Origin of the sequence: Photobacterium sp. GB-210, from assembly GCF_003026075.1 — a bacterium.
Lineage (GTDB): Bacteria > Pseudomonadota > Gammaproteobacteria > Enterobacterales > Vibrionaceae > Photobacterium.
The window spans coordinates 665873-684982 of record NZ_PYNU01000002.1 but is presented as its reverse complement, the minus strand read 5'-3'; the positions used below and the strand labels follow the sequence as shown (position 1 = coordinate 684982).

19 protein-coding genes are annotated in these 19110 nt (G+C 39.6%); 12 read left to right on the top strand and 7 right to left on the bottom strand.

Features of this window, described 5'->3' with window-relative positions:
- The first annotated feature begins 24 nt into the window (after positions 1–24).
- Positions 25–1242, top strand: a complete 1218-nt coding sequence (locus C9J38_RS06675) for an ABC transporter substrate-binding protein (protein ID WP_107206397.1) — start codon at positions 25–27, stop codon at positions 1240–1242.
- 97 nt (positions 1243–1339) lie between these two features.
- Here C9J38_RS06675 and C9J38_RS06670 read toward each other — a convergent pair whose 3' ends face one another.
- From C9J38_RS06670 to punR, 3 genes are all read right to left on the bottom strand, one after another.
- Positions 1340–2440 carry a YibE/F family protein gene (locus C9J38_RS06670; protein ID WP_107206396.1) on the bottom strand — a complete coding sequence of 367 codons (1101 nt, stop codon included), beginning with the start codon at positions 2438–2440 and terminating at the stop codon, positions 1340–1342.
- Between the two features lie 71 nt (positions 2441–2511).
- Positions 2512–3933: an alkaline phosphatase gene (locus C9J38_RS06665; RefSeq protein ID WP_107206478.1), complete on the bottom strand. Its 1422-nt coding sequence runs from the start codon at positions 3931–3933 to the stop codon at positions 2512–2514.
- 115 nt (positions 3934–4048) lie between these two features.
- Positions 4049–4951, bottom strand: coding sequence for a DNA-binding transcriptional activator PunR (punR, locus tag C9J38_RS06660; RefSeq protein WP_105060039.1), 903 nt, complete (start codon positions 4949–4951; stop codon positions 4049–4051).
- A gap of 105 nt (positions 4952–5056) precedes the next feature.
- Here punR and punC point away from each other — a divergent pair, with 105 nt between their 5' ends.
- The 6 genes from punC (at position 5057) to C9J38_RS06630 (ending at position 11378) form a co-directional block, all read left to right on the top strand.
- Positions 5057–6277, top strand: coding sequence for a purine nucleoside transporter PunC (gene punC, locus C9J38_RS06655; RefSeq protein ID WP_107206395.1), 1221 nt, complete (start codon positions 5057–5059; stop codon positions 6275–6277).
- 279 nt (positions 6278–6556) lie between these two features.
- Positions 6557–6787 (top strand): hypothetical protein, encoded by a 231-nt coding sequence (locus C9J38_RS06650; RefSeq protein ID WP_107206394.1) that lies wholly within the window; start codon positions 6557–6559, stop codon positions 6785–6787.
- A gap of 537 nt (positions 6788–7324) precedes the next feature.
- The gene (locus C9J38_RS06645) at positions 7325–7918 is read left to right on the top strand and encodes a LysE family translocator (RefSeq protein WP_107206393.1); all 594 of its coding nucleotides are present in this window, start codon (positions 7325–7327) and stop codon (positions 7916–7918) included.
- A gap of 149 nt (positions 7919–8067) precedes the next feature.
- Positions 8068–8319: a TIGR03643 family protein gene (locus C9J38_RS06640; RefSeq protein ID WP_107206392.1), complete on the top strand. Its 252-nt coding sequence runs from the start codon at positions 8068–8070 to the stop codon at positions 8317–8319.
- A gap of 471 nt (positions 8320–8790) precedes the next feature.
- Positions 8791–11121 carry a Fe(2+) transporter permease subunit FeoB gene (feoB, locus tag C9J38_RS06635; RefSeq protein WP_107206391.1) on the top strand — a complete coding sequence of 777 codons (2331 nt, stop codon included), beginning with the start codon at positions 8791–8793 and terminating at the stop codon, positions 11119–11121.
- Entirely contained in the window at positions 11121–11378 is a 258-nt protein-coding gene (locus C9J38_RS06630) for a FeoC-like transcriptional regulator (protein WP_107206390.1), read from the top strand. Before feoB ends, C9J38_RS06630 begins: the two co-directional genes overlap by 1 nt.
- A gap of 352 nt (positions 11379–11730) precedes the next feature.
- On the opposite strand, the gene C9J38_RS06620 is transcribed toward C9J38_RS06630, so the two are convergent.
- From C9J38_RS06620 to C9J38_RS06610, 3 genes are read right to left on the bottom strand one after another with little or no spacing between them, the layout of a single operon-like run.
- Positions 11731–12165 carry a TraR/DksA C4-type zinc finger protein gene (locus C9J38_RS06620; protein WP_107206389.1) on the bottom strand — a complete coding sequence of 145 codons (435 nt, stop codon included), beginning with the start codon at positions 12163–12165 and terminating at the stop codon, positions 11731–11733.
- Complete coding sequence (locus tag C9J38_RS06615) at positions 12162–13199, bottom strand: GTP-binding protein (RefSeq protein ID WP_107206388.1); 1038 nt, start codon at positions 13197–13199, stop codon at positions 12162–12164. Before C9J38_RS06615 ends, C9J38_RS06620 begins: the two co-directional genes overlap by 4 nt.
- Positions 13189–13749, bottom strand: a complete 561-nt coding sequence (locus C9J38_RS06610; RefSeq protein ID WP_107206387.1) for a carbonate dehydratase — start codon at positions 13747–13749, stop codon at positions 13189–13191. The genes C9J38_RS06615 and C9J38_RS06610 overlap by 11 nt, the downstream gene beginning before the upstream one ends.
- Before the next feature lie 584 nt (positions 13750–14333).
- Between C9J38_RS06610 and artP the strand changes: the two genes are divergently transcribed.
- From artP to artM, 4 genes are read left to right on the top strand one after another with little or no spacing between them, the layout of a single operon-like run.
- Complete coding sequence (gene artP / locus C9J38_RS06605) at positions 14334–15062, top strand: arginine ABC transporter ATP-binding protein ArtP (RefSeq protein WP_107206477.1); 729 nt, start codon at positions 14334–14336, stop codon at positions 15060–15062.
- A gap of 52 nt (positions 15063–15114) precedes the next feature.
- On the top strand, positions 15115–15843 hold the full coding sequence (locus C9J38_RS06600) for an arginine ABC transporter substrate-binding protein (protein ID WP_107206386.1): 729 nt from the start codon (positions 15115–15117) through the stop codon (positions 15841–15843).
- 3 nt (positions 15844–15846) lie between these two features.
- Positions 15847–16554, top strand: coding sequence for an arginine ABC transporter permease ArtQ (gene artQ / locus C9J38_RS06595; protein WP_107206385.1), 708 nt, complete (start codon positions 15847–15849; stop codon positions 16552–16554).
- On the top strand, positions 16551–17222 hold the full coding sequence (artM, locus tag C9J38_RS06590; protein ID WP_107206384.1) for an arginine ABC transporter permease ArtM: 672 nt from the start codon (positions 16551–16553) through the stop codon (positions 17220–17222). The genes artQ and artM overlap by 4 nt, the downstream gene beginning before the upstream one ends.
- A gap of 63 nt (positions 17223–17285) precedes the next feature.
- Here the strand turns inward: artM and C9J38_RS06585 are convergent, their stop codons facing one another.
- Positions 17286–18485: a 3-phenylpropionate MFS transporter gene (locus tag C9J38_RS06585; RefSeq protein WP_107206383.1), complete on the bottom strand. Its 1200-nt coding sequence runs from the start codon at positions 18483–18485 to the stop codon at positions 17286–17288.
- A gap of 260 nt (positions 18486–18745) precedes the next feature.
- Between C9J38_RS06585 and C9J38_RS06580 the strand changes: the two genes are divergently transcribed.
- Positions 18746–19108 carry a cytochrome c gene (locus C9J38_RS06580; RefSeq protein ID WP_107206382.1) on the top strand — a complete coding sequence of 121 codons (363 nt, stop codon included), beginning with the start codon at positions 18746–18748 and terminating at the stop codon, positions 19106–19108.
- Positions 19109–19110: the final 2 nt, after the last annotated feature.

Below are 19110 nucleotides of genomic sequence, written 5' to 3'. Positions count from 1 at the left end.
GGAATTAAAAAGGACGAAACTCTGATGATGAAAAAAAATGTACTAAAAGCCTTGTCGAAAGGCATCGCGTTATCGTTAACAATTTCTAGCTTCGCTTACGCTGAAGAAACGAAAGCACCTGCAAATGAAAGTCAAAGCTGGCAACAAATTGAACAAAAAGCCAAAGGTCAAACGGTCTACTTCAATGCGTGGGGTGGCAGTCAAGAGATCAATGACTACTTAAAATGGGCCGATAAACAATTACAGAACAGTTACGGCGTAACCTTAAAGCAAGTCAAAGTCACCGATATCGCTGAAACGACCCAGCGCCTACTGGCAGAAAAAACAGCGGGAAAAAATACCAACGGTGGGGTTGATTTAGTTTGGATTAATGGCGAAAACTTCCGTTCAATGAAGCAACATCACCTTTTGTATGGTCCTTTTACTCAACAGCTGCCCAATTGGAAATATGTTGATACTAAGCTACCGATTGATCAAGATTTCAGCGAGCCAACAGAAGGCTATGAAGCGCCTTGGGGCGTCGGTCAACTCGTCTTTATTTACGATACCAGTGTGCTTAAACAACCACCTCAAAGCTTTAAAGAGCTATTAGCATTAGCGCAAAAGAATCCTGGTAAGATCAGCTACCCTCGCCCACCAGAGTTTCATGGTAGCAGCTTTTTAAAAGCAGCATTGCTAGAGCTCACTGACGATAAAAAAGCACTCTATCAGCCGTTATCATTACCCGCAGAAAAAACGCTATTTGATAACGTGACAGCACCGCTTTGGCACTATTTAGATCAGCTCCATAAAGTGGCATGGCGTGGTGGTAAACAGTTCCCAGCGGGCACTGCAGAAACCGTACAACTGCTTGACGATCAGCAATTATTATTAGCTATCACTTTTAATCCTAACGCTGCCTCAGCTGCAATTGAGAACGGTAATTTAACTGAAAATGCGAAAACCTATGCCTTTAAGCAAGGGGCATTAACCAATATTCACTTTTTAGCGATACCATGGAATGCATCAGCAAAAGAAGGGGCACTGGTTGCGATAAACTTTTTAATGAGCCCAGAAGCACAAGCGCGTAAATCAGACACCAAGATTTGGGGCGATCCAACAGTGCTAAAAGCCCAAGCCTTTAGCCAATTAGCTGAACCTTATAAGAGCCAGTCTTTTGAGCTTTATCCATCTATTGCCGAACCCAACCCTACATGGCTAATGGCTATTGAGCATGAATGGCAAAAGCGTTACGGACACTAAACTTTGTTATGTTGCTCTAACTGTTATTAAAACAGCCAGCCCATCACTGTGCTCTGCTCTTTCATCAGCAAGTTCAATGGCACGCTGGCTGTTTTTATTAAGCTTCTTCTAATTCGATTTGCACGTTAGGCTCAAACTCTTTACTGATCATCCAACATGCTATCCATGCCGTAATAGGTGCAACAATAATCAACGATAAACTACCAATTAATGTTCGTGCAATTTCGGCTGCCACGACTTTCATGTTGATAATTTGCATCACATCGTTACCACGACTCGCAAACAACATAATCATTGTTAAAAAACTGCCTGAATAGGCTAACAATAAAGTGGTTGTCATCGTCCCGATCACCGCATTGCCAACTCGAAAACCTGATCTCAACAAATCCATTTGATTCATGTCTGGCGCATTGATTTTTAGCTCTTCCATCGTTGCTGCCATTTCCATCGCAACATCCATTGCCGCCCCACTCGCCCCAATTAAAATCGCTGCATACAGAATATCTAGCATGTTTAAATACATGCCTGTTTCAAACAATAAGGGCTGAGCTAAAGGTTGTGTCATTCCATCTAAATGAAGTAACTTGCCGACCAACACACACAGAATCATGGTGACAATTAATCCAATAATCGTGCCTGCCAATGCCGCCTTTCCTTTTGCTGTCCAACCGGCAACGGACAAAATGATCAAACTACACAGCATTAATAAACACACGGCGGTGACTAACAAAGGAGAATAACCCGCCATAAGCCCAGGGATCAGAAGCTCTACGATGATCACAATAGATCCAATGAACGACATTAACGCTTTGGCACCGACTTTTCGTGCATACAGTAACAAGCCTAAACTAAAGGCGATTGCTAAGCCGATTAATGCAGGAAGACGATAACGAGATATCACCCTTGTACGTGTGTGATCATTCTTCGCTATCGCCACTAAGACGCGATCGCCAACCTGATAATATTCATCATATTCCATCGCACCATTCATCAAATTGTAGGCAACGACTTTTTTATTATTACTCAGCGTTAAATCTAACGCCTGCTCTCCCAGACGATTACTACCAATAATGGTGACCTTGCTGTTATTAACCGCAGTTACTTCACCGACTTTATAGTCAGATCCTGTTACACCTTGACTAAACATTTCACAACACGTCACTAGAAGAACGATAAAGGCTAAAATCACACCGCGCATGTTTGTTTCCAACTGCTTTAAAAACCACGAAAAAAGGCTGTCCAAGACAGCCTTTACCTAAAAATTAATCCCTAACTACCAATTTTTACGTTCATTAATGTCGCTAATGTTTTCGCCACTTGGGTGTTATCTTCAAAATTGCCAAATTTCTCAGCACCGACACCAACTGCAGAAAGCGGTAATTGTGTCGCGGTATGCGCATAGCTTGTCCAGTAAACACCTGCTCGTTGTGAAGTGATGTGCGCTACAGCAATGGCTACTGGATCATACCCACCATAAGTCGCATCATTATGCGTGCTGTAACCGTCAAAATCAGTGATATTTTTAGCACGAAGTTCGTCATCGATATCCATCGCATGATTTAGCGTTTGCTGCTCTTCCTTCGTCAGCAACTTCAAACCAAAATGCTCATCGATATGCTTCATAAAGGCTTTACGATCGCCGTTATATACACCTTGAAGCTTGTCTTCGATAGACTCATCAACATCTTTTAGCTTATCTAACTGTACAAAATAGTTCTCACCTAAGCCTAAGCCCATACCACCAGTTTCATGATCGCCCGCTACAATAATTAGTGTTTCATCTTTATGGTGCTCATAAAAATCAACAGCCGCTTTTACTGCTTGATCAAATGCGATGGTATCTTGAATCACCGTTGATACATCATTAGCATGTGCCGCGTGATCAATTCGACCACCTTCTACCAACATGAAGAAACCGTCAGGATCGTACTTCAATGTTTCGATGGCTTTTGACGTCATTTGCGCTAGAGATGGCGTACTAAGATCTTTCTTACGATCAATTTCATAAGGAAGGTGCGATGAGGCAAAAGAGGCGAAAACCTTTTGCGAGTTCGTTGGATGGAAGGCTAAGAAATCCGCCGAAGAATCAGCACCAATAAAAGTGTGGTAGCCTTTTTGTTTGAACCCATCAACAAGGTTCTTACCGTCTTTACGTTTACTGCCTTCGCCATTAATAAAGTGACGAGAGCCACCACCGGCAAAGAAATCGACATTCGATGCTAGGTAATCATTGGCAATTTCGTTTTCGTTATCGCGACTAATGTTTTTAGCAACAAAAGTGGCTGGTGTCGCATGGGTCAAACGTGTAGTGGTAACAATACCTGTTGCCATCCCCTTATCTTTCGCAGCATCCAATGTTGAGCGTAACTTATGCCCTTTTGGATCCATTGCAATAACGCCATTATCCGTTTTTACTCCGGTCGCTAATGCTGTACCTGCTGCTGCAGAATCGGTTACTAAAGTATTGGCTGAATGGGTGGTAATAATGCCTGCTACAGGCATTGCATTAATGGCTAAACGTTGTGTCTGATCCCCATTTTGTTGCTGCAAGTAGTATTCACTGATCTGACGTTGGGCTGTCCCCATACCGTCACCAATCATAAAGAATACATATTTCGGCGCATCTGCTGCATGAGCACTTAAAGAAAGAAGTAAAGATGATGCAATTAAAGTGGGTTTTAAAATAGACATTGTTAACTCGCTGTTTTTATTGAATGCGAGCAAGCTACATTGCATTTATTAAACAATTCTTACAAAACACACTATATGCCTTATGAGCATCCTCAATGGAATCAATATCACCTTATTAACGCATCCATTCATGATGAAGCTGCTCACTGTCGCCTAAATAATCGAGTAACCAACTGACAGCTGGGCTCAACGTTTCTGTATTCCATGCTAAACAACAAGGACTCATTGAAGGCTTCACCGCGAGCTCTTTTTCCACCAGCTCTCCTGATTCAATTTTACTGATCGCCATATGGCTAGGAACAACAGAAATACCCAGCCCTGCTTGTAAACATTGAAATGCACTGTGCCAACTTGGCACCATGATTCGACGTTGGTTATCCATTAGCCAAGTTGTTCGTTTAGGTAACGTTCGAGAGGTATCTTCTAAACAAATCGCAGGATATTGCGCTAATTCAGAAGGCTCTAACGGATGCGATGCCATTGCTAAAGGATGATCTGGCGATACCACAAACTTCCACGTTAAAACGCCCATATCACGATAATCAAAGCTGCCACCAATTGGCACTGCAGCAGTTGCGCCAATGGCAATATCAGCCCGCCCATCAGCTAAGGCATCCCATACCCCATTAAACACTTCCATTGTTAGGTGCAACTCTACATCTGGAAAATGTAAATAGAAATCTCGAACAAGGGTATTTACTCGACTTTGGCGTACCACGGTATCGAGCGCAACAGAGACATTTTCTGACCAACCATTCGCTACCCGTTGGGTTTGATATTTAATGGTATCCATCTGTTTAATAAGTTTGCGCGCTTCTTCGACGAAATACTCACCAGCGGGTGTCAATTTCACCTGCCTGTGCAATCGAACAAATAATTCGACAGCTAATCGCTCTTCTATTAATCGAACAGTATAACTAATCGCACTAGGGACCTTATGTAATTCTTCAGCCGCAGCAGAGAAGCTGCCACGACGGGCAACTACGTCAATAACTTGGAGATCGTTGTATGAAAACATATCAAATCAAATTTTTTGAAAGCAATGTTGAAATATTAGCGTTTCACAGCGATTTAAACCAGTATTACACTACACATATGTCATATAGATATAGTTATAATAAAAATGAATAAACAACACGCTAAACCATCAAAAATCACCCTATTTTGGTTCGCTTGCTTAAGCATGCTGGGCTTTTTAGCCACAGATATGTATTTACCTGCGTTTGAAACGATTCGTGCCGACTTTGCTACAACCCAATCTCTAATCGGCCTTTCGCTAAGTATCTTCTTACTTGGTATGGCATTAGGCCAACTGGTTTACGGCCCACTGTCTGATCGTATTGGACGTATTAAAGTACTACTTGGCGGTATTGCGCTATTTAGCCTTGGCTCTTTAGCCTCTGCTTTTGCGTCAAACATTGAAATGTTCTTATTAGCACGTTTCGCTCAAGCATTGGGTGCATGTAGCGCAACGGTTATTTGGCAGGCAGTGGTTGTTGACCGTTACGAGGGTAAAACTTCTGAGCGTGTATTCGCAACCATTATGCCGCTTGTCGCGTTATCTCCAGCATTAGCACCATTATTAGGCGCACTGCTTGAACATCACGTAGGCTGGCGCAGCATCTTTATTGCATTAGTCGGTTTTGGTGCTGTTTTAGCAATGCTAACGCTTAAAGAAAAAGAAAGTGCTGCATTAGATAAAGAGCAAGAAAGCGTAACGGTTCAACTACGTAAAGACTATAGCCAAATCCTACGCTCTAAAAAGTTCTGGGGTAACATGGTTATTTTCGCAGCATGTTCTGCGGCATTCTTTGCTTACTTAACAGGTTCGCCATTTGTTATGTCTGCAATGGGTTACTCAGGTGCAGATATTGGCCTAAGCTACGCACCACAAACTGTGGCATTTATTGTCGGTGGTTACGGTTGTCGTACTTTATTAAACCGTTACTCAGGTAAGCAACTTCTACCGTGGATTTTAGCGCTATTCTTTGCAAGCGTAGCAGTAATGTTCGTTATCTCTACGACAACAACAGTAACAACAATCTGGCCTATCTTAATCCCATTCTGCTTCCTAGCTGTTGCGAATGGTGCGATTTACCCGATTGTTATTAGCTCTGCACTGTCTGACTTTAAAAACTGTAGCGCAACCGCTGCTGGCCTGCTTAACTTTATGCAGACTATGGTATGTTTTGCAGCAAGTGGTTTAGTTTCTGCATTCGCTGCACACGGTCTGTTAACAGTAACAACTGGCATGTTCATTACTGGCTTTATTGCAATCGTTGGTTTTGTCCTAGTCGTTCAAGCTCGTAAAGATGAGCAAGATGTTGAACTACAAACTGCGTAATATGCTTTAACCCACATCTACATACTGGTTTAACACAAGGGGGAGCTGATAATTCAGCTCCCCCCTTTTTTGTTTCCAGTCTATTCAACGTGCTCGTCCACCTCAGCTAGACATGAAGCCACTCGCAAAATACAGAGCTTGAAATGAAATATCAGAATAAAAGCGTCGACAAAGACAGATTTTAACTAGCCAATAATTGCTTGGTATTAGATTTAACATTAGTAAAGTGATGTGACATTCATTCAAGCGTCAATCTATTGAGCAACTAAGGTATTTCCAATGCTAGATACGTACCTCTCTTACATCAAAATATTAACGAAAGACTTTGCGAAATATTTTCTCGCTACGGTGTTAGTGCTCAGCATAAAAGGTGAATTGTTCAATATCGGCTTGCGAATTTGGTCAGACAACGAGATGTCATTTTATGAAGATGGTTTGTGGCAAATCACTTTGATCTTATCATTCTTGATTACTTGTTGTGTGATGATAAATAAATATGCACCTGAGTAGTTGCTCTATAATGCGATTTCTTAATCAAATACAGCATTAGATAAAGAGCAAAAAAGCGTAACGCTCACTACGTAAAGAATGGAGCCAAATCCTACGCTATAAAAGTTCTGGGTAACATGGTAATTTTTCAGCGTGTTCTGAAGCATTCCTTGGTAGCTTATTTAACAGGCATGTTCATTACCAGCTTTACTACAATCGCTAGTTTTGTCCTAGTGGTTCAAAACCGTAAAGACGAACAAAGTGGCGAACGACAAACTGCATAATATGCTTTAACCAATCTACATACTGGTTTAACAAAAAGGGGGAGCTGAATTATCAGCCCCCCCTTTTTGTTTTTTGTCTATTCTACTGCCCTGCCATCCTCTTTAGATATGTTTACACTTCTATGACAAGATAGTTAGCGTATTAATAGAGTATCATTAGTACGCTTTACTCGTTTTTCAGACAAAAACGACCTGTAACATATCTACCAACATTAAAAGTCACCTCGTATGGCTTGTCTCAACAATCACGATTTATGACTAATAAAGGAAAATAATGTCGCTATTTATAGCAATGTTTTCATTCGCACTCGCAATGTCTATTTCACCCGGCCCTGTTAATATGATCATTGTATCTTCAGGGGCTTCTTACGGTGTCCGTAAAACAACACCTTTCGTTTCAGGTGCAACTATTGGTTTAGTTTCATTATTGTTATTTATTGGCTTAGGGTTCAGTAAAGTTATTGATTTATATCCAAACTTTTTAAGTTATCTAGAAGTCGCAGGTTCACTATTTATTATTTATATGGGCTATCTTATTGCGTCATCAAAGCCTGAGTTAGATATAAAAAAGCAAAAACAACCCACTTTCATCCAAGGGTGCTTATTACAATGGTTAAACCCTAAAGCTTGGATTGCATGTGTTGCTGGTGTGTCAATGTTTTCAGAAGCCAATAACAATCACATCTTTTTAAGTTTTGTATTTATTTACTTTATCGTTTGTTATCTATCATTATTTTCTTGGTCTCTCTTAGGCAGCAAGGTCACTCTCTTCCTTAATAACGAACTGAGACTAAAAGTATTCAATCTTTTTATGGGCTGTTTATTAATTCTCACCGCTTGTTATTTACTCTATACACAATTTAGTTAATGAATAAATCCACTTAATAGGGAGCTAATCATTAGCCCCTATTTTCATACCTCACATCTCGCTTTCAAATCACCTTAATTAATACCAAAAATTAAACTTTATATTAATCAATTACGTATTAGTTTTAATGTGTAAATGGAGAGTAATTGATGACAAGCAGACAAGAGTCAATATCACGTATCATAGAAATGGCGTGGGAAGATCGAACCCCTTTTGAAGCGATTGCAGCACAATATGGTCTTGATGAACAAGGTGTGATCAAGCTAATGCGACAACATCTTAAACCAAGTAGCTTCAAACTATGGCGAAAGCGTGTATCAGGTAGAAAAACCAAGCACTTAAAATTGCGTTCATCAGATGTCAGTCGTGGGTATTGTCCGACACAATACAAACAACGCTAAACGCGCAATTAAAAGCCAAATTAAAGCTGTACTCTTTCGCTAATAACTTCGATGGAGAAACAATAAAACGCGTAACAGCTTTCTCATGTTATCTCCACCTAAATGGTAAAAATGAAAGAATTGCAAGGTAACTTTAATTATCTCAATATTTCTATTTATCTAATTCAATACGTAAGCAAAAACCTATTATTTAAGTAAAAACTCTATTATCTAAATTCAAAAGTATAATGCCCCTAATATAGGGGCTTAATATAACTCGCATCAAATTTGAATAGTAATTATTCATAAAAAACATATTATCCAAGCCATTGACTAGAATGAATAATTACATATTATTCATCATTTTATTTTCCTTAGTAAAAAAAATTATTGACTGAAATAAGTATTCTTTTTATAAGTGCAATTGATAAGCGATATCATTTTCGCTAGTTAATTATTTTATCTATCAGTAATTGCTTGGAGAAATAAATAATGGCAAATACTATTGCCTTATTAGGTAACCCTAACTGTGGTAAAACAACACTGTTTAACGCCTTAACTGGCGCAAGACAACGCACAGGCAACTGGGCTGGAGTTACTGTAGATAAAAAAGAAGGAAACTATTCTTACCATAATAAGACTATAAATATAGTAGATTTGCCTGGTATTTATTCTATGTCTTCATCCGATGAACAAGGGTCACTCGATGAGCGCATCGCTTGTGAATATATTCTCTCTGATGAAGCGGATCTTGTCGTTAATATTGTCGACGCTGCCAATATTGAGCGAAATTTATATTTAACATTACAACTGCTTGAAATGAAAATCCCATGCATTATTGTACTTAACATGTTAGATATTGCTAAACAAAAAAATATAAATATCGATGCGAAAAAGTTGGAATCTGAACTCGGTTGCCCTGTTGTTTCATTAGTTGCAAATAAATCTAAAGGACTCGATGATTTAAAAGGCTCGATTGAAAAACATTTACAAATAAAATCACTGCCTCGACTATTTACTCAATTTCCTCTTGAATTAGACCAAACCATTTCTCAGCTTTCTGACATCTTCGATGATCAAATAATCGTTAGTAATAGAAAAAAATGGCTTGCTATACGCTTGCTTGAATCAGATTCATCAGCCCAAAAATATATAAACGGTACAGATATCGCCTCATTTGTCTCTCAATTACAAGCCGATTTTTCAAACAGACACAATGAAAATATTGACTTATTAATTGCTGATGCGCGCTACCAAACTGTCGCAGAAATCATTGTTCATTGCATCTCAAGTTACCATGCAGGACAGCATAATCTAACTCAATGGATAGATAAGGTTGTGCTTAACCGTTATTTGGGGATCCCGATTTTCCTCATCGTGATGTATTTGATGTTTTGGCTATCAATCAATATTGGTGGTGGGCTTCAACCTATTTTTGATGAAGGCTCTGCAGCAATATTCATTAATGGCACCGCATGGTTATGTTCATCACTCGGTTTTCCTAGCTGGCTAACTGCTATTTTATCGCAAGGGCTCGGTGGCGGTATAAATACCGTTATGCCCTTTATTCCTCAAATTGGCTTGATGTTCCTTTATCTATCAATATTAGAAGATAGCGGTTATATGGCGCGAGCAGCGTTTGTTATTGATCGCTTTATGTCTACGATTGGATTGCCAGGAAAGTCCTTTGTTCCACTTATTGTAGGGTTTGGTTGCAACATCCCTTCCATTATGGCGTCACGTACCCTAGATACCCCAAGAGATCGCATCTTAACATCTATGATGGCACCTTTTATGTCATGTGGCGCAAGATTAGCGATTTTCGGCGTTTTTTCAGCAGCGTTCTTCCATGGTATGGGTAGCTTTGTCGTCTTTTCTCTATATTTAGTTGGCATTTTTGTTGCTGTCATTACCGGCTTTGTACTAAAGAAAACCTTATTAACGGGTGAAGCATCACCTTACATAATGGAATTACCAACCTACCACCTCCCAAGCGCTAAAACGACGCTTATCCATAGCTGGAGTCGCTTACGTGGATTTTTAGTTAAAGCGTGTAAGATCATCATTCCAATTTGTATGCTGGTAATGGCGTTAAATAGTGTCAATTTTGAAGGACAAGTTATTGAAAGTAATAACCAACAGAATTCAGCCTTATCAGAAATTGGTCGTTGGGTAACACCTGTATTGTCTCCGCTTGGTGTGAATGAGCAAAATTGGCCAGCCAGTGTGGGGTTATTAACCGGATTTTTAGCAAAAGAAGTGGTTGTCGGCACTTTAAATACCCTATACAGCGCAGAGTTAAGTAACAATCAAGCCGCAGATGATGGGCAATCTTTCCACCTACTGCCTGAATTAAAGGTGGCCTGGCAAGATACCATTGATGGTGTTGCCAATAGTTTTTCTTTATCAACACTGAAAAATCCGATAAAAGCCAGTGAGGCTGATGGCGCTATGGGAACAACCGCAATGGGGCACATGCACCAAGAATTTGGTTCAATGGCGGGTGCCTATGCTTACTTAATCTTTGTTTTACTCTACGTACCTTGCGTCTCTACTATTGGTGTTATCGCCAAAGAAATTGGTCGAAATTGGGCTTGGTTATCGACAGCATGGGGAGTGGTTGTCGCCTACGCGCTTTCAATCGCCTTCTATCAAACCGCGACTTTCAAAGCACATCCATTAGAAAGTCTGCTGTGGTTATTTTTTGCTTTGAGTATCGTCACTGTATTTATTATAGGGATTAAGCGCTTATGCAATAAAGTCGATTGGCAAATGTCGATACCAGACACACCTGCGACACATAACTGCGGAGGATGCCATTAATGATATCGCTAATTACAGTAAGAAATACGGTACGTGATGCAAAAATCATTTCCTTTAGCCAGCTTACAAAGCATTTGAAGTGTGAGCCAAGATGGTTAAGTGCATTATTAGATGAATTAATTTTACGTGGGAAAGTTGAGAAATGTGATTCATCGCCTTCTTTAGCTTGCGGGAAACATTGCCAAAATTGCCAAGCGCAGACAACAGATCCTTTCTACAAATGGTGTGAAAATAAAATCGCTATTTCGCTATGCTAATAGCTAAAGCATAATGAAAAAAGACCAACATATGCGTGGTCTTTTTTTATGTCTTATCAACACCTAGCGTCTTAGGTAGAGCCTACATTCTCGAAACATCTTTGATTCACTTTAGCGCTTTTTTTGCTAGCTCAAACCATTGCAATGCTTTTTGCCTTTGTGATTCGCCATACAATTGAACGAATTTTTCGTCATGTAATCTTTAGAAGAGCTAAGAGCAGTAATACGCCCTTCAACATACGATAAGGTTAAAGGTTATTTGCAAAACAATAATGCAGTGATGTCACTCTTGAACTTTGCGGAATGATCGCCGTATTCATATAGCCCTACCTAATGATAATTGAAAATAGGATCAATCTTTGTATTGAATTTCTTTCATTTCCATCAGCGATTTTACGTCAGCACTGTACTCTGCAGTCGGTCTTATCAGTAACCGAGGAATACCTATTGGCTCACCGGACTCTAAGCAATAACCGTAGCTACCTAAACGAATTCGCTCTAACGCCAATTTGATTTTGGGCAAAAGTTTTTGTTCTCGTTCAACAATTCTTAAAGTAATGCCTGATTGCTCTTCTAACGTTGCGCGATCACTGACATCACTTAGATCACTCGCATCTGCCGTGTGCCCCATTTCCTCTCTCGCAGATTGAATGTGATGAGATGTCGACTCATAGAGAGCAATCAATCTTTGTTTAAAAAACGCCAATTGATAATCATTCATGTAATTATCTTCAGGCTCTTGCAATATTTGTTCTTCAGTTAGCATTCTAATTTCAGTGTTGTTCATGTTATTTCACTCATGTTATTAACAATCAAACAATCTAAAAGCTTGCCTTCCAATTCATCATCTAATGTATCTGCGATAATTTCGACACGGCTTTCAGCACACTCATCAAGCTCAACCTGTGTGATTCCATCTGCCGTTTTGTTATAACCAAAGATCCCATCAGAAGTAATAAACACGGCCTTCATTCGCTCAACATTCAATGTTTGAAAGAGCTGATGTAATGATTGACGATCAAAGACTTTTTCAGATGCAAAACGCCAGCCAATACTTTTGAAACCTTCACCTTGGTTAGTAGCTTTTATCATGCCACTTTCAGGTATCAGCTCTTCTGATAGTGCTTCTTCAGATACACTTGTCTGCCTATCACGATGGAGATAAGACGTCGGTAATTCTTCTATACGGGTCTCACCATCAAACTCATTAAATGGGATCACACCATGTTTAGCAAAAATCACTTTGGTTTTTAGGCTCGCAACTTGCGCGACAAAAGCTTTCAACTTTTCTTTATCTTCTGCTTGATAAAGATCGGTCTTGTTTCCTACCACCGTATCGGCAATTGCAATCTGTTGCCTAAAGGTATCATGTGAGGTATAGCGAGGATCGGATAACTTCCTTGCATCCACTAATGTGATATTTTTCTGTAACGATAAGACATCGCGATAGTATTCAGTAGAGAGCACTTGCATCACTTCTTTAGGATGACCAAGCCCTGTGGGTTCGATGATCAAACGATCCGGTTTTGCTTCTGAAAGTAGTTGATTAAGCGCAATTTGCATTGGTAACCCAGCGGTACAGCACATACAGCCACCAGGTACTTCGCGGATAAATATTTGTTGCTCGTTACCGCCTTGACCTTGCAGTAAACTACCATCGACACCAATTTCACCAAATTCATTCACCAGCACAGCCCAACGCTCGTTATCAGGTTTACTTTTCATTAAGTGAAGAATGGCTGAAGTTTTCCCGACGCCAAGAAACCCAGTAATAATGTTGGTTGGTACCGCTAAAATTGGCGATGATATCTTAAAGCTCATTAGCAATCCTCCTGTATCCCTGAACCAGTTCGTGGTTAGCAGATACAACCGATTCAGAAAAAGCGGAATATTCAGGTGGGACTTTCGAAATACTATTTAAGTCAAAACCTGTACCAATATTCGTCATTGGCGGGACATGAAAATTTTCAGGCAGATCTAATCCATCGACAACGCAGTTATGACGGATCACACACCCTTCACCAATAACGGCATTAAATACCACAGAGTTGAAACCAATAAACACATCATCACTCACCTCACACGGCCCATGAATAATTGAGCGGTGAGCAATAGAAGAACGCTCACCAATAGTGACTGCAGCCCCCGCTTTTGAGTGAATAACCACACCATCTTGAATATTGGTATCGCGTTTGATCACAATTGCATCCATTTCGCCCTGCTCATTTACTTCATCAGCACGTATTACGGCATAAGGCCCAATGAAAACGTTATCTTCTACAATCACTTTGCCACAAATAATCGCAGTAGGATCAATAAACGCAGTTTCAGATATTGTTGGCATATGCCCTGTAGGGTTTCTTCTTAGCATCTCTTTTTCTCTTCACTATTCGCGCAATCATTCGCAACTTTTAATTCCCCCCTTACAGCAAAGTCGTACAGGGAATAGTTCAGTCACTACTCACGCAGTAAATCAAACATTAATGAAACGTTATAACATAACAATAATGGGTTATCTAGATGCTACTCGTACGTAAATATCAATGGTGTTTATTCTAACTAAGCTTATTGTAAAACAATTGATCAACACCGCCACGATGTCGCTTTCAACACATCGTTTTACTCTCTTTAATACATCTCAGTAAATCCCGTTCTTTCTCTTACTATATTCTCATTTTCGCTACCCATAATTGCACAACCATAATCTGAATAATTATCCAAGTTGGGTTCTTCTTAAAAAACACACCACTTAGTCAATTGTTAACATGCTATTACATCAATTTTCGCCAGCTACATTTAAACGTTAACCCTTGGTTTTAATTAGAATATAAAACCAACAAAAGACTAAGAATTAAACAATAAATTAACAAATTAAATTATTTTCAATTTTTTATTGCATAGAATTACAACTTAAGTAATATAAACCACAAGTGAGAACAAATGCAGAATAAGCGCATGGGCATTCAAGTAAGAAACATTAATAAATTCTATGGTAAGCATCAGGTTTTACACGATGTAACCTTCGAATGTAATAAAGGTGAAACGCTGGTTTTACTTGGCCCAAGCGGTGCAGGTAAAAGCTCTTTACTACGGGTATTAAACCTATTGGAAGATGCTTCTGCTGGCGAGCTGAGTATTGCAGAAAATTATTTTGATTTTAAAAAAACAATCGTTGAAAAAGATGGTTTAAAACTGCGTCGTAAAGTTGGCATGGTATTCCAACAATACAATTTGTGGCCCCACAAAACTGTGTTGGAAAATTTAATAGAAGCACCAGTAAAAGTGCTCGGTATCGATAAAGCTCAAGCGAAAAAAGAAGCGTTAGAGCATTTATCAAAATTACAGTTAGCAGATAAAGCCGATGCATGGCCTTTGCAACTGTCTGGCGGCCAACAACAGCGTGTTGCAATTGCACGTGCGTTGATGATGAAGCCTGAAGTGTTGTTATTTGATGAGCCTACTGCGGCGCTTGATCCTGAGATCACAAGCCAAATTGTACAAATCATCAAAACATTAAGCGGCACAGGCATTACCCAAGTTGTGGTTACCCACGAAGTGGATTTTGCAAAAAAAATCGCCAGTCATGTGCTTTACATGGAAAACGGCAAAATTATTGAACACGGCAGTAACGAGGCGTTTAGTCACCCTAAAACCTCACAATTTGCTGACTACTTAAAACATTAACGAATTATATCCCCCTCTATATTCGTTCGTAACAGACGCATGGAGTATCGCGATGAACAAAATTTTATTAGCTAGCATTATCGGTTTGGTTTCTTCTCAAGCTATGGCGCAAGACATTAAGTTTGCGATGGAAGCAACCTATGCCCCTTTTGAGTACATGGATGAGAATAATCAAATCCAAGGCTTTGACGTTGATATTGCTAAAGCCCTATGTAAAGAGATGGATGCTACCTGTACTTTTCATAACCAATCTTTCGATAGCTTAATTCCAGCTCTTAAATTCAAACGATACGATGCAGCTATTTCAGCAATGGACATTACTGAAGCGCGTCAACAGCAAGTCAGCTTTACTCAACCTTATTACGATAACGCTGCTGGCTTTATTTCAATCAAAGGTAAAGTCGCTGATGTTGCAGCCCTTAATGGTAAGCGTGTTGGGGTACAAAATGGTTCGACTCACCAGAGCTATTTAACCGATCAAATGTCAGGTGTAACTGCGGTTCCTTACACCAGTTACCAAGATGCCTTTATTGATATGAAAAATGGCCGTATTGATTCGGTATTTGGTGATACTGCTGTTATCGCTGAATGGTTGAAAAAAGACGATAACCTTGCGTATGTAGGTAAACCTGTGACAAACCCTAAATACTTCGGTAACGGTTTTGGTATCGCAGTAAACAAAGGCAACCAAGAATTGGTTACACAGTTGAATACGGCACTCGCTAAAATTAAGCAAGATGGCCAGTATCAAGTTATTTTTGATAAGTACTTTGGTAAGTAAATTATGATGTTATCGGGATATTCTCTTTCCCTGTTAGAAGCTAGCTGGATGACAGTCCAGCTCGCTTTTACCAGTTTAGCGGTTGGATTGGTGCTGGCTATGTTGTTTGCTGGCGGTGAGATGTCTCGATTTCGCTTCGTGGCATGGCCAACGACAGCCTTAGTGACAGTATTACGAGGCTTACCTGAACTACTGATTGTTTTATTCATCTTTTTTGGTTCAGGTCAGATTTTATTTTACATCACGGGTGATTATATCGAGATCAGCCCTTTTCTTTCAGGTGTTATTGCGCTTTCACTGATTTTTGCCTCTTATGCGGCGCAAACTATCCGTGGTGCCATTAAAGCTGTGCCTAAAGGACAAAGAGAAGCAGCCAGTGCGCTTGGGATCAGCAAAGCAAGAACATTTGTCGCTATTATTATTCCCCAAGCGATCCGTCATGCATTACCAGGGTTAACTAACCAATGGTTGGTGTTATTAAAAGATACCGCCTTAGTATCGCTCATCGGTGTGACGGATCTTCTAAAACAAGCACAGTTAAGCTCTGCAGCAACGCATGAAAGTTTTACTTGGTATGCAACAGCTGCGGCAGTGTATTTAGTGATCACTCTAATTACACAACAAATTATTAAACGGATTGATGCGAAATATAGCGCTCAAGAAGGTTCAAGCAACGACAAAAAAACGGTTGTTGAAGGAGCGATGGCATGAATGAACAACACTTCTGGCAATTAATGGATGGCCTTGCCACCAGCTTACAATTGACCGTTGCATCGTTATTAGTTGGCTGTACTCTCGCTCTCTTAATGACGATGACATTGATTTTAAGAACCCCTGTTTTGCATTGGTTAAGCCGTGGCATCATTACCCTATTTACGGGTACACCTTTGTTAGTTCAAATCTTTTTGATTTACTACGGACCGGGGCAATTTGAAGGTATTCGTGAAAGCTTTGTATGGCAATGGCTCAGCCAACCGTGGTTCTGTGCGATGTTGGCACTAGCATTAAATACTGCCGCTTACAGCACTCAACTGTTTAAAGGGGCGTTTGATGCAATTCCTAAAGGTCAATGGCAAGCATGTCGTGCGTTAGGCATGGAGACCAAAACGACATTACATACCTTGTTACCTTTTGCCATTCGTCGTTCTGTACCGGCTTACTCTAATGAAGTAATTTTAGTGTTTAAAGGTACATCGCTTGCCAGCACTATTACTATTATGGATATCATGGGTTACGCTCAACGTATTAATGCTCAAACCTACGATACGTTAACTGTGTTTGCCATTGCTGGTGCTATGTATCTTACCGTTAATGCCCTGCTTTCTATTGCGTTTAGACTAATAGAGAAAAAAGCCTTGGCGTTTGAAGTGGCGAATTAAATTTCATCTTTCACCGATTAAAAAGCCGATAATACACTTATCGGCTTTTTTTATTTTTAAAGGTTAAGCTGAAGCAAATATTTTATTTCTCAATGTTTGTTGCTCTTCTTTTCTATTTGGCACAGTGTCTTTTACTTTTAAGAAAATACAAGGTATACCCATCGCAGCCATAAACCAGAACATATTTATTTCAGAATGATGCATTAACCATCCGCAAAATACAGATACAAGCGCTAATACAAAACCTGCAGGAATAGCATGGTATAACGACTGTAAAGAAACATAATTATGTTTTCGATTTTCTTCCACATAACGAACCGAAGATAAAATCGTACCAGAGAACGTAATACCATGTAGAATCTGACAGAATATAAGCACATATATATCATTTGTCGCTGCGGTTAATCCCCAACGCACCACAACAGCAATTGCAGCAAGTCTAAATAATGTTGATACTTTCCAATTAGCGAACGCTTTACGACTAATTAAGTAAAAAACGATCACAGAAATTGTCGACAGGCTCCATAAATAACCAATCGTATCAGAGTTTAGCCCCTGTTCTTTCCAGTAGACGGTACTGAAGAAATAATAACCACCATGGCTTCCCTCTAACAAAGAAGCGACCAATAAAAATAATAGTGTCTCTTTACAACATAAGACTTTGAAAATATTCTTTCTTTTTTGCTCATCATGGTGGCATACCATAGGTACTGCTGGCTTCATTAGCGTACCTAGTAATGTTGCACCCAAGCCAATAGCTCCCATGATTGGTACAGAACTGACACCAAAGTTCTGAACAACCCATCCCATACAAGCTGACGCAACCGTTAATGCAACCGCTCCCCATAAGCGAGTGTAGCCATAATCGAGTCGATCATCTCGAGCATAGTGATTTGATATCGCATCCGAAATCGCTACCGCAGGACCAATTGCTAAATTAAATAACACGAGTAGTAATGCAAGTACCCAAAATGTTGGCGTAATCGTACCTATCCAGATAAACGCAATAAAGCCGAGCAAGCTTAAAAACATTGACCAACGAAGGAACGGTATGAGATGCCCAACCTTGTGAAATAAAGGTGTTAATGTAAAGTTGATCACACAGCGAGCGGCAAGTCCAAAACCGATCAGCATCCCGATATCGGCATCTGAAATCCCTAATTTTTCTAACCATAATCCTCTAAAGGGTAAATACACCCCATACGAGAACCAGAACATAAATTGATACGTGGACATCCATACTGATGGTCGACAATTAAGCATTCGTACGATTACTCCTTTCAATGTTTGAGTAACAGTAACGAAAATAGTTATCATTAACAATTTGAAGAAATACCAAAAAATAATTAAAAACAGCCACATTACATGACTGCTTTTAGAATAAACTGAAAAATATTTTGATTTATTCCTTTAATTTCTGATGTTTTCTCAAAACAGATGTTGCGAAAATGTAAAATAATCTATCTTTATAAATGTGCGTCTATATTACGACTTCTATAAATAAGATAAAAAGGGAGATGAGCATGTCTTTAATCCTATCCATTAAGCGGTTTTTGTTTGTGGTTTTAGTTGTAACTCCCCTCGTTTCATCAGCCGATGAAATGACACCGAAACAACAATTTGAGATCGGGAAACAAAAAGCCCTTGTTTGTATGACATGCCATGGTGTCGATGGTATTTCAGCAACGGATACCTATCCCAACTTACAAGGCCAAAAGCAGCAATATTTGGTCGCTGCACTTAAAGCATACAAACAGAATCAACGTGTTGATGGTTTAGCGATATTAATGCAGGGTTATGCTAAAGATTTAAGTGATCAAGATATGAAGGATCTCGCGTATTACTTTAGTAGCGTAAAAACAGATACCAGCCATCAATCACAATAAAC

Bases quoted from the DNA above. Each gene is read 5' to 3' on its own strand.
- C9J38_RS06675 (WP_107206397.1), top strand. From the start codon at position 25: ATGATGAAAAAAAATGTACTAAAAGCCTTGTCGAAAGGCATCGCGTTA.
- C9J38_RS06670 (WP_107206396.1), bottom strand. From the start codon at position 2,440: ATGCGCGGTGTGATTTTAGCCTTTATCGTTCTTCTAGTGACGTGTTGT.
- C9J38_RS06665 (WP_107206478.1), bottom strand. From the start codon at position 3,933: ATGTCTATTTTAAAACCCACTTTAATTGCATCATCTTTACTTCTTTCT.
- punR (WP_105060039.1), bottom strand. From the start codon at position 4,951: ATGTTTTCATACAACGATCTCCAAGTTATTGACGTAGTTGCCCGTCGT.
- punC (WP_107206395.1), top strand. From the start codon at position 5,057: ATGAATAAACAACACGCTAAACCATCAAAAATCACCCTATTTTGGTTC.
- C9J38_RS06650 (WP_107206394.1), top strand. From the start codon at position 6,557: ATGCTAGATACGTACCTCTCTTACATCAAAATATTAACGAAAGACTTT.
- C9J38_RS06645 (WP_107206393.1), top strand. From the start codon at position 7,325: ATGTCGCTATTTATAGCAATGTTTTCATTCGCACTCGCAATGTCTATT.
- C9J38_RS06640 (WP_107206392.1), top strand. From the start codon at position 8,068: ATGACAAGCAGACAAGAGTCAATATCACGTATCATAGAAATGGCGTGG.
- feoB (WP_107206391.1), top strand. From the start codon at position 8,791: ATGGCAAATACTATTGCCTTATTAGGTAACCCTAACTGTGGTAAAACA.
- C9J38_RS06630 (WP_107206390.1), top strand. From the start codon at position 11,121: ATGATATCGCTAATTACAGTAAGAAATACGGTACGTGATGCAAAAATC.
- C9J38_RS06620 (WP_107206389.1), bottom strand. From the start codon at position 12,165: ATGAACAACACTGAAATTAGAATGCTAACTGAAGAACAAATATTGCAA.
- C9J38_RS06615 (WP_107206388.1), bottom strand. From the start codon at position 13,199: ATGAGCTTTAAGATATCATCGCCAATTTTAGCGGTACCAACCAACATT.
- C9J38_RS06610 (WP_107206387.1), bottom strand. From the start codon at position 13,749: ATGCTAAGAAGAAACCCTACAGGGCATATGCCAACAATATCTGAAACT.
- artP (WP_107206477.1), top strand. From the start codon at position 14,334: ATGGGCATTCAAGTAAGAAACATTAATAAATTCTATGGTAAGCATCAG.
- C9J38_RS06600 (WP_107206386.1), top strand. From the start codon at position 15,115: ATGAACAAAATTTTATTAGCTAGCATTATCGGTTTGGTTTCTTCTCAA.
- artQ (WP_107206385.1), top strand. From the start codon at position 15,847: ATGATGTTATCGGGATATTCTCTTTCCCTGTTAGAAGCTAGCTGGATG.
- artM (WP_107206384.1), top strand. From the start codon at position 16,551: ATGAATGAACAACACTTCTGGCAATTAATGGATGGCCTTGCCACCAGC.
- C9J38_RS06585 (WP_107206383.1), bottom strand. From the start codon at position 18,485: ATGCTTAATTGTCGACCATCAGTATGGATGTCCACGTATCAATTTATG.
- C9J38_RS06580 (WP_107206382.1), top strand. From the start codon at position 18,746: ATGTCTTTAATCCTATCCATTAAGCGGTTTTTGTTTGTGGTTTTAGTT.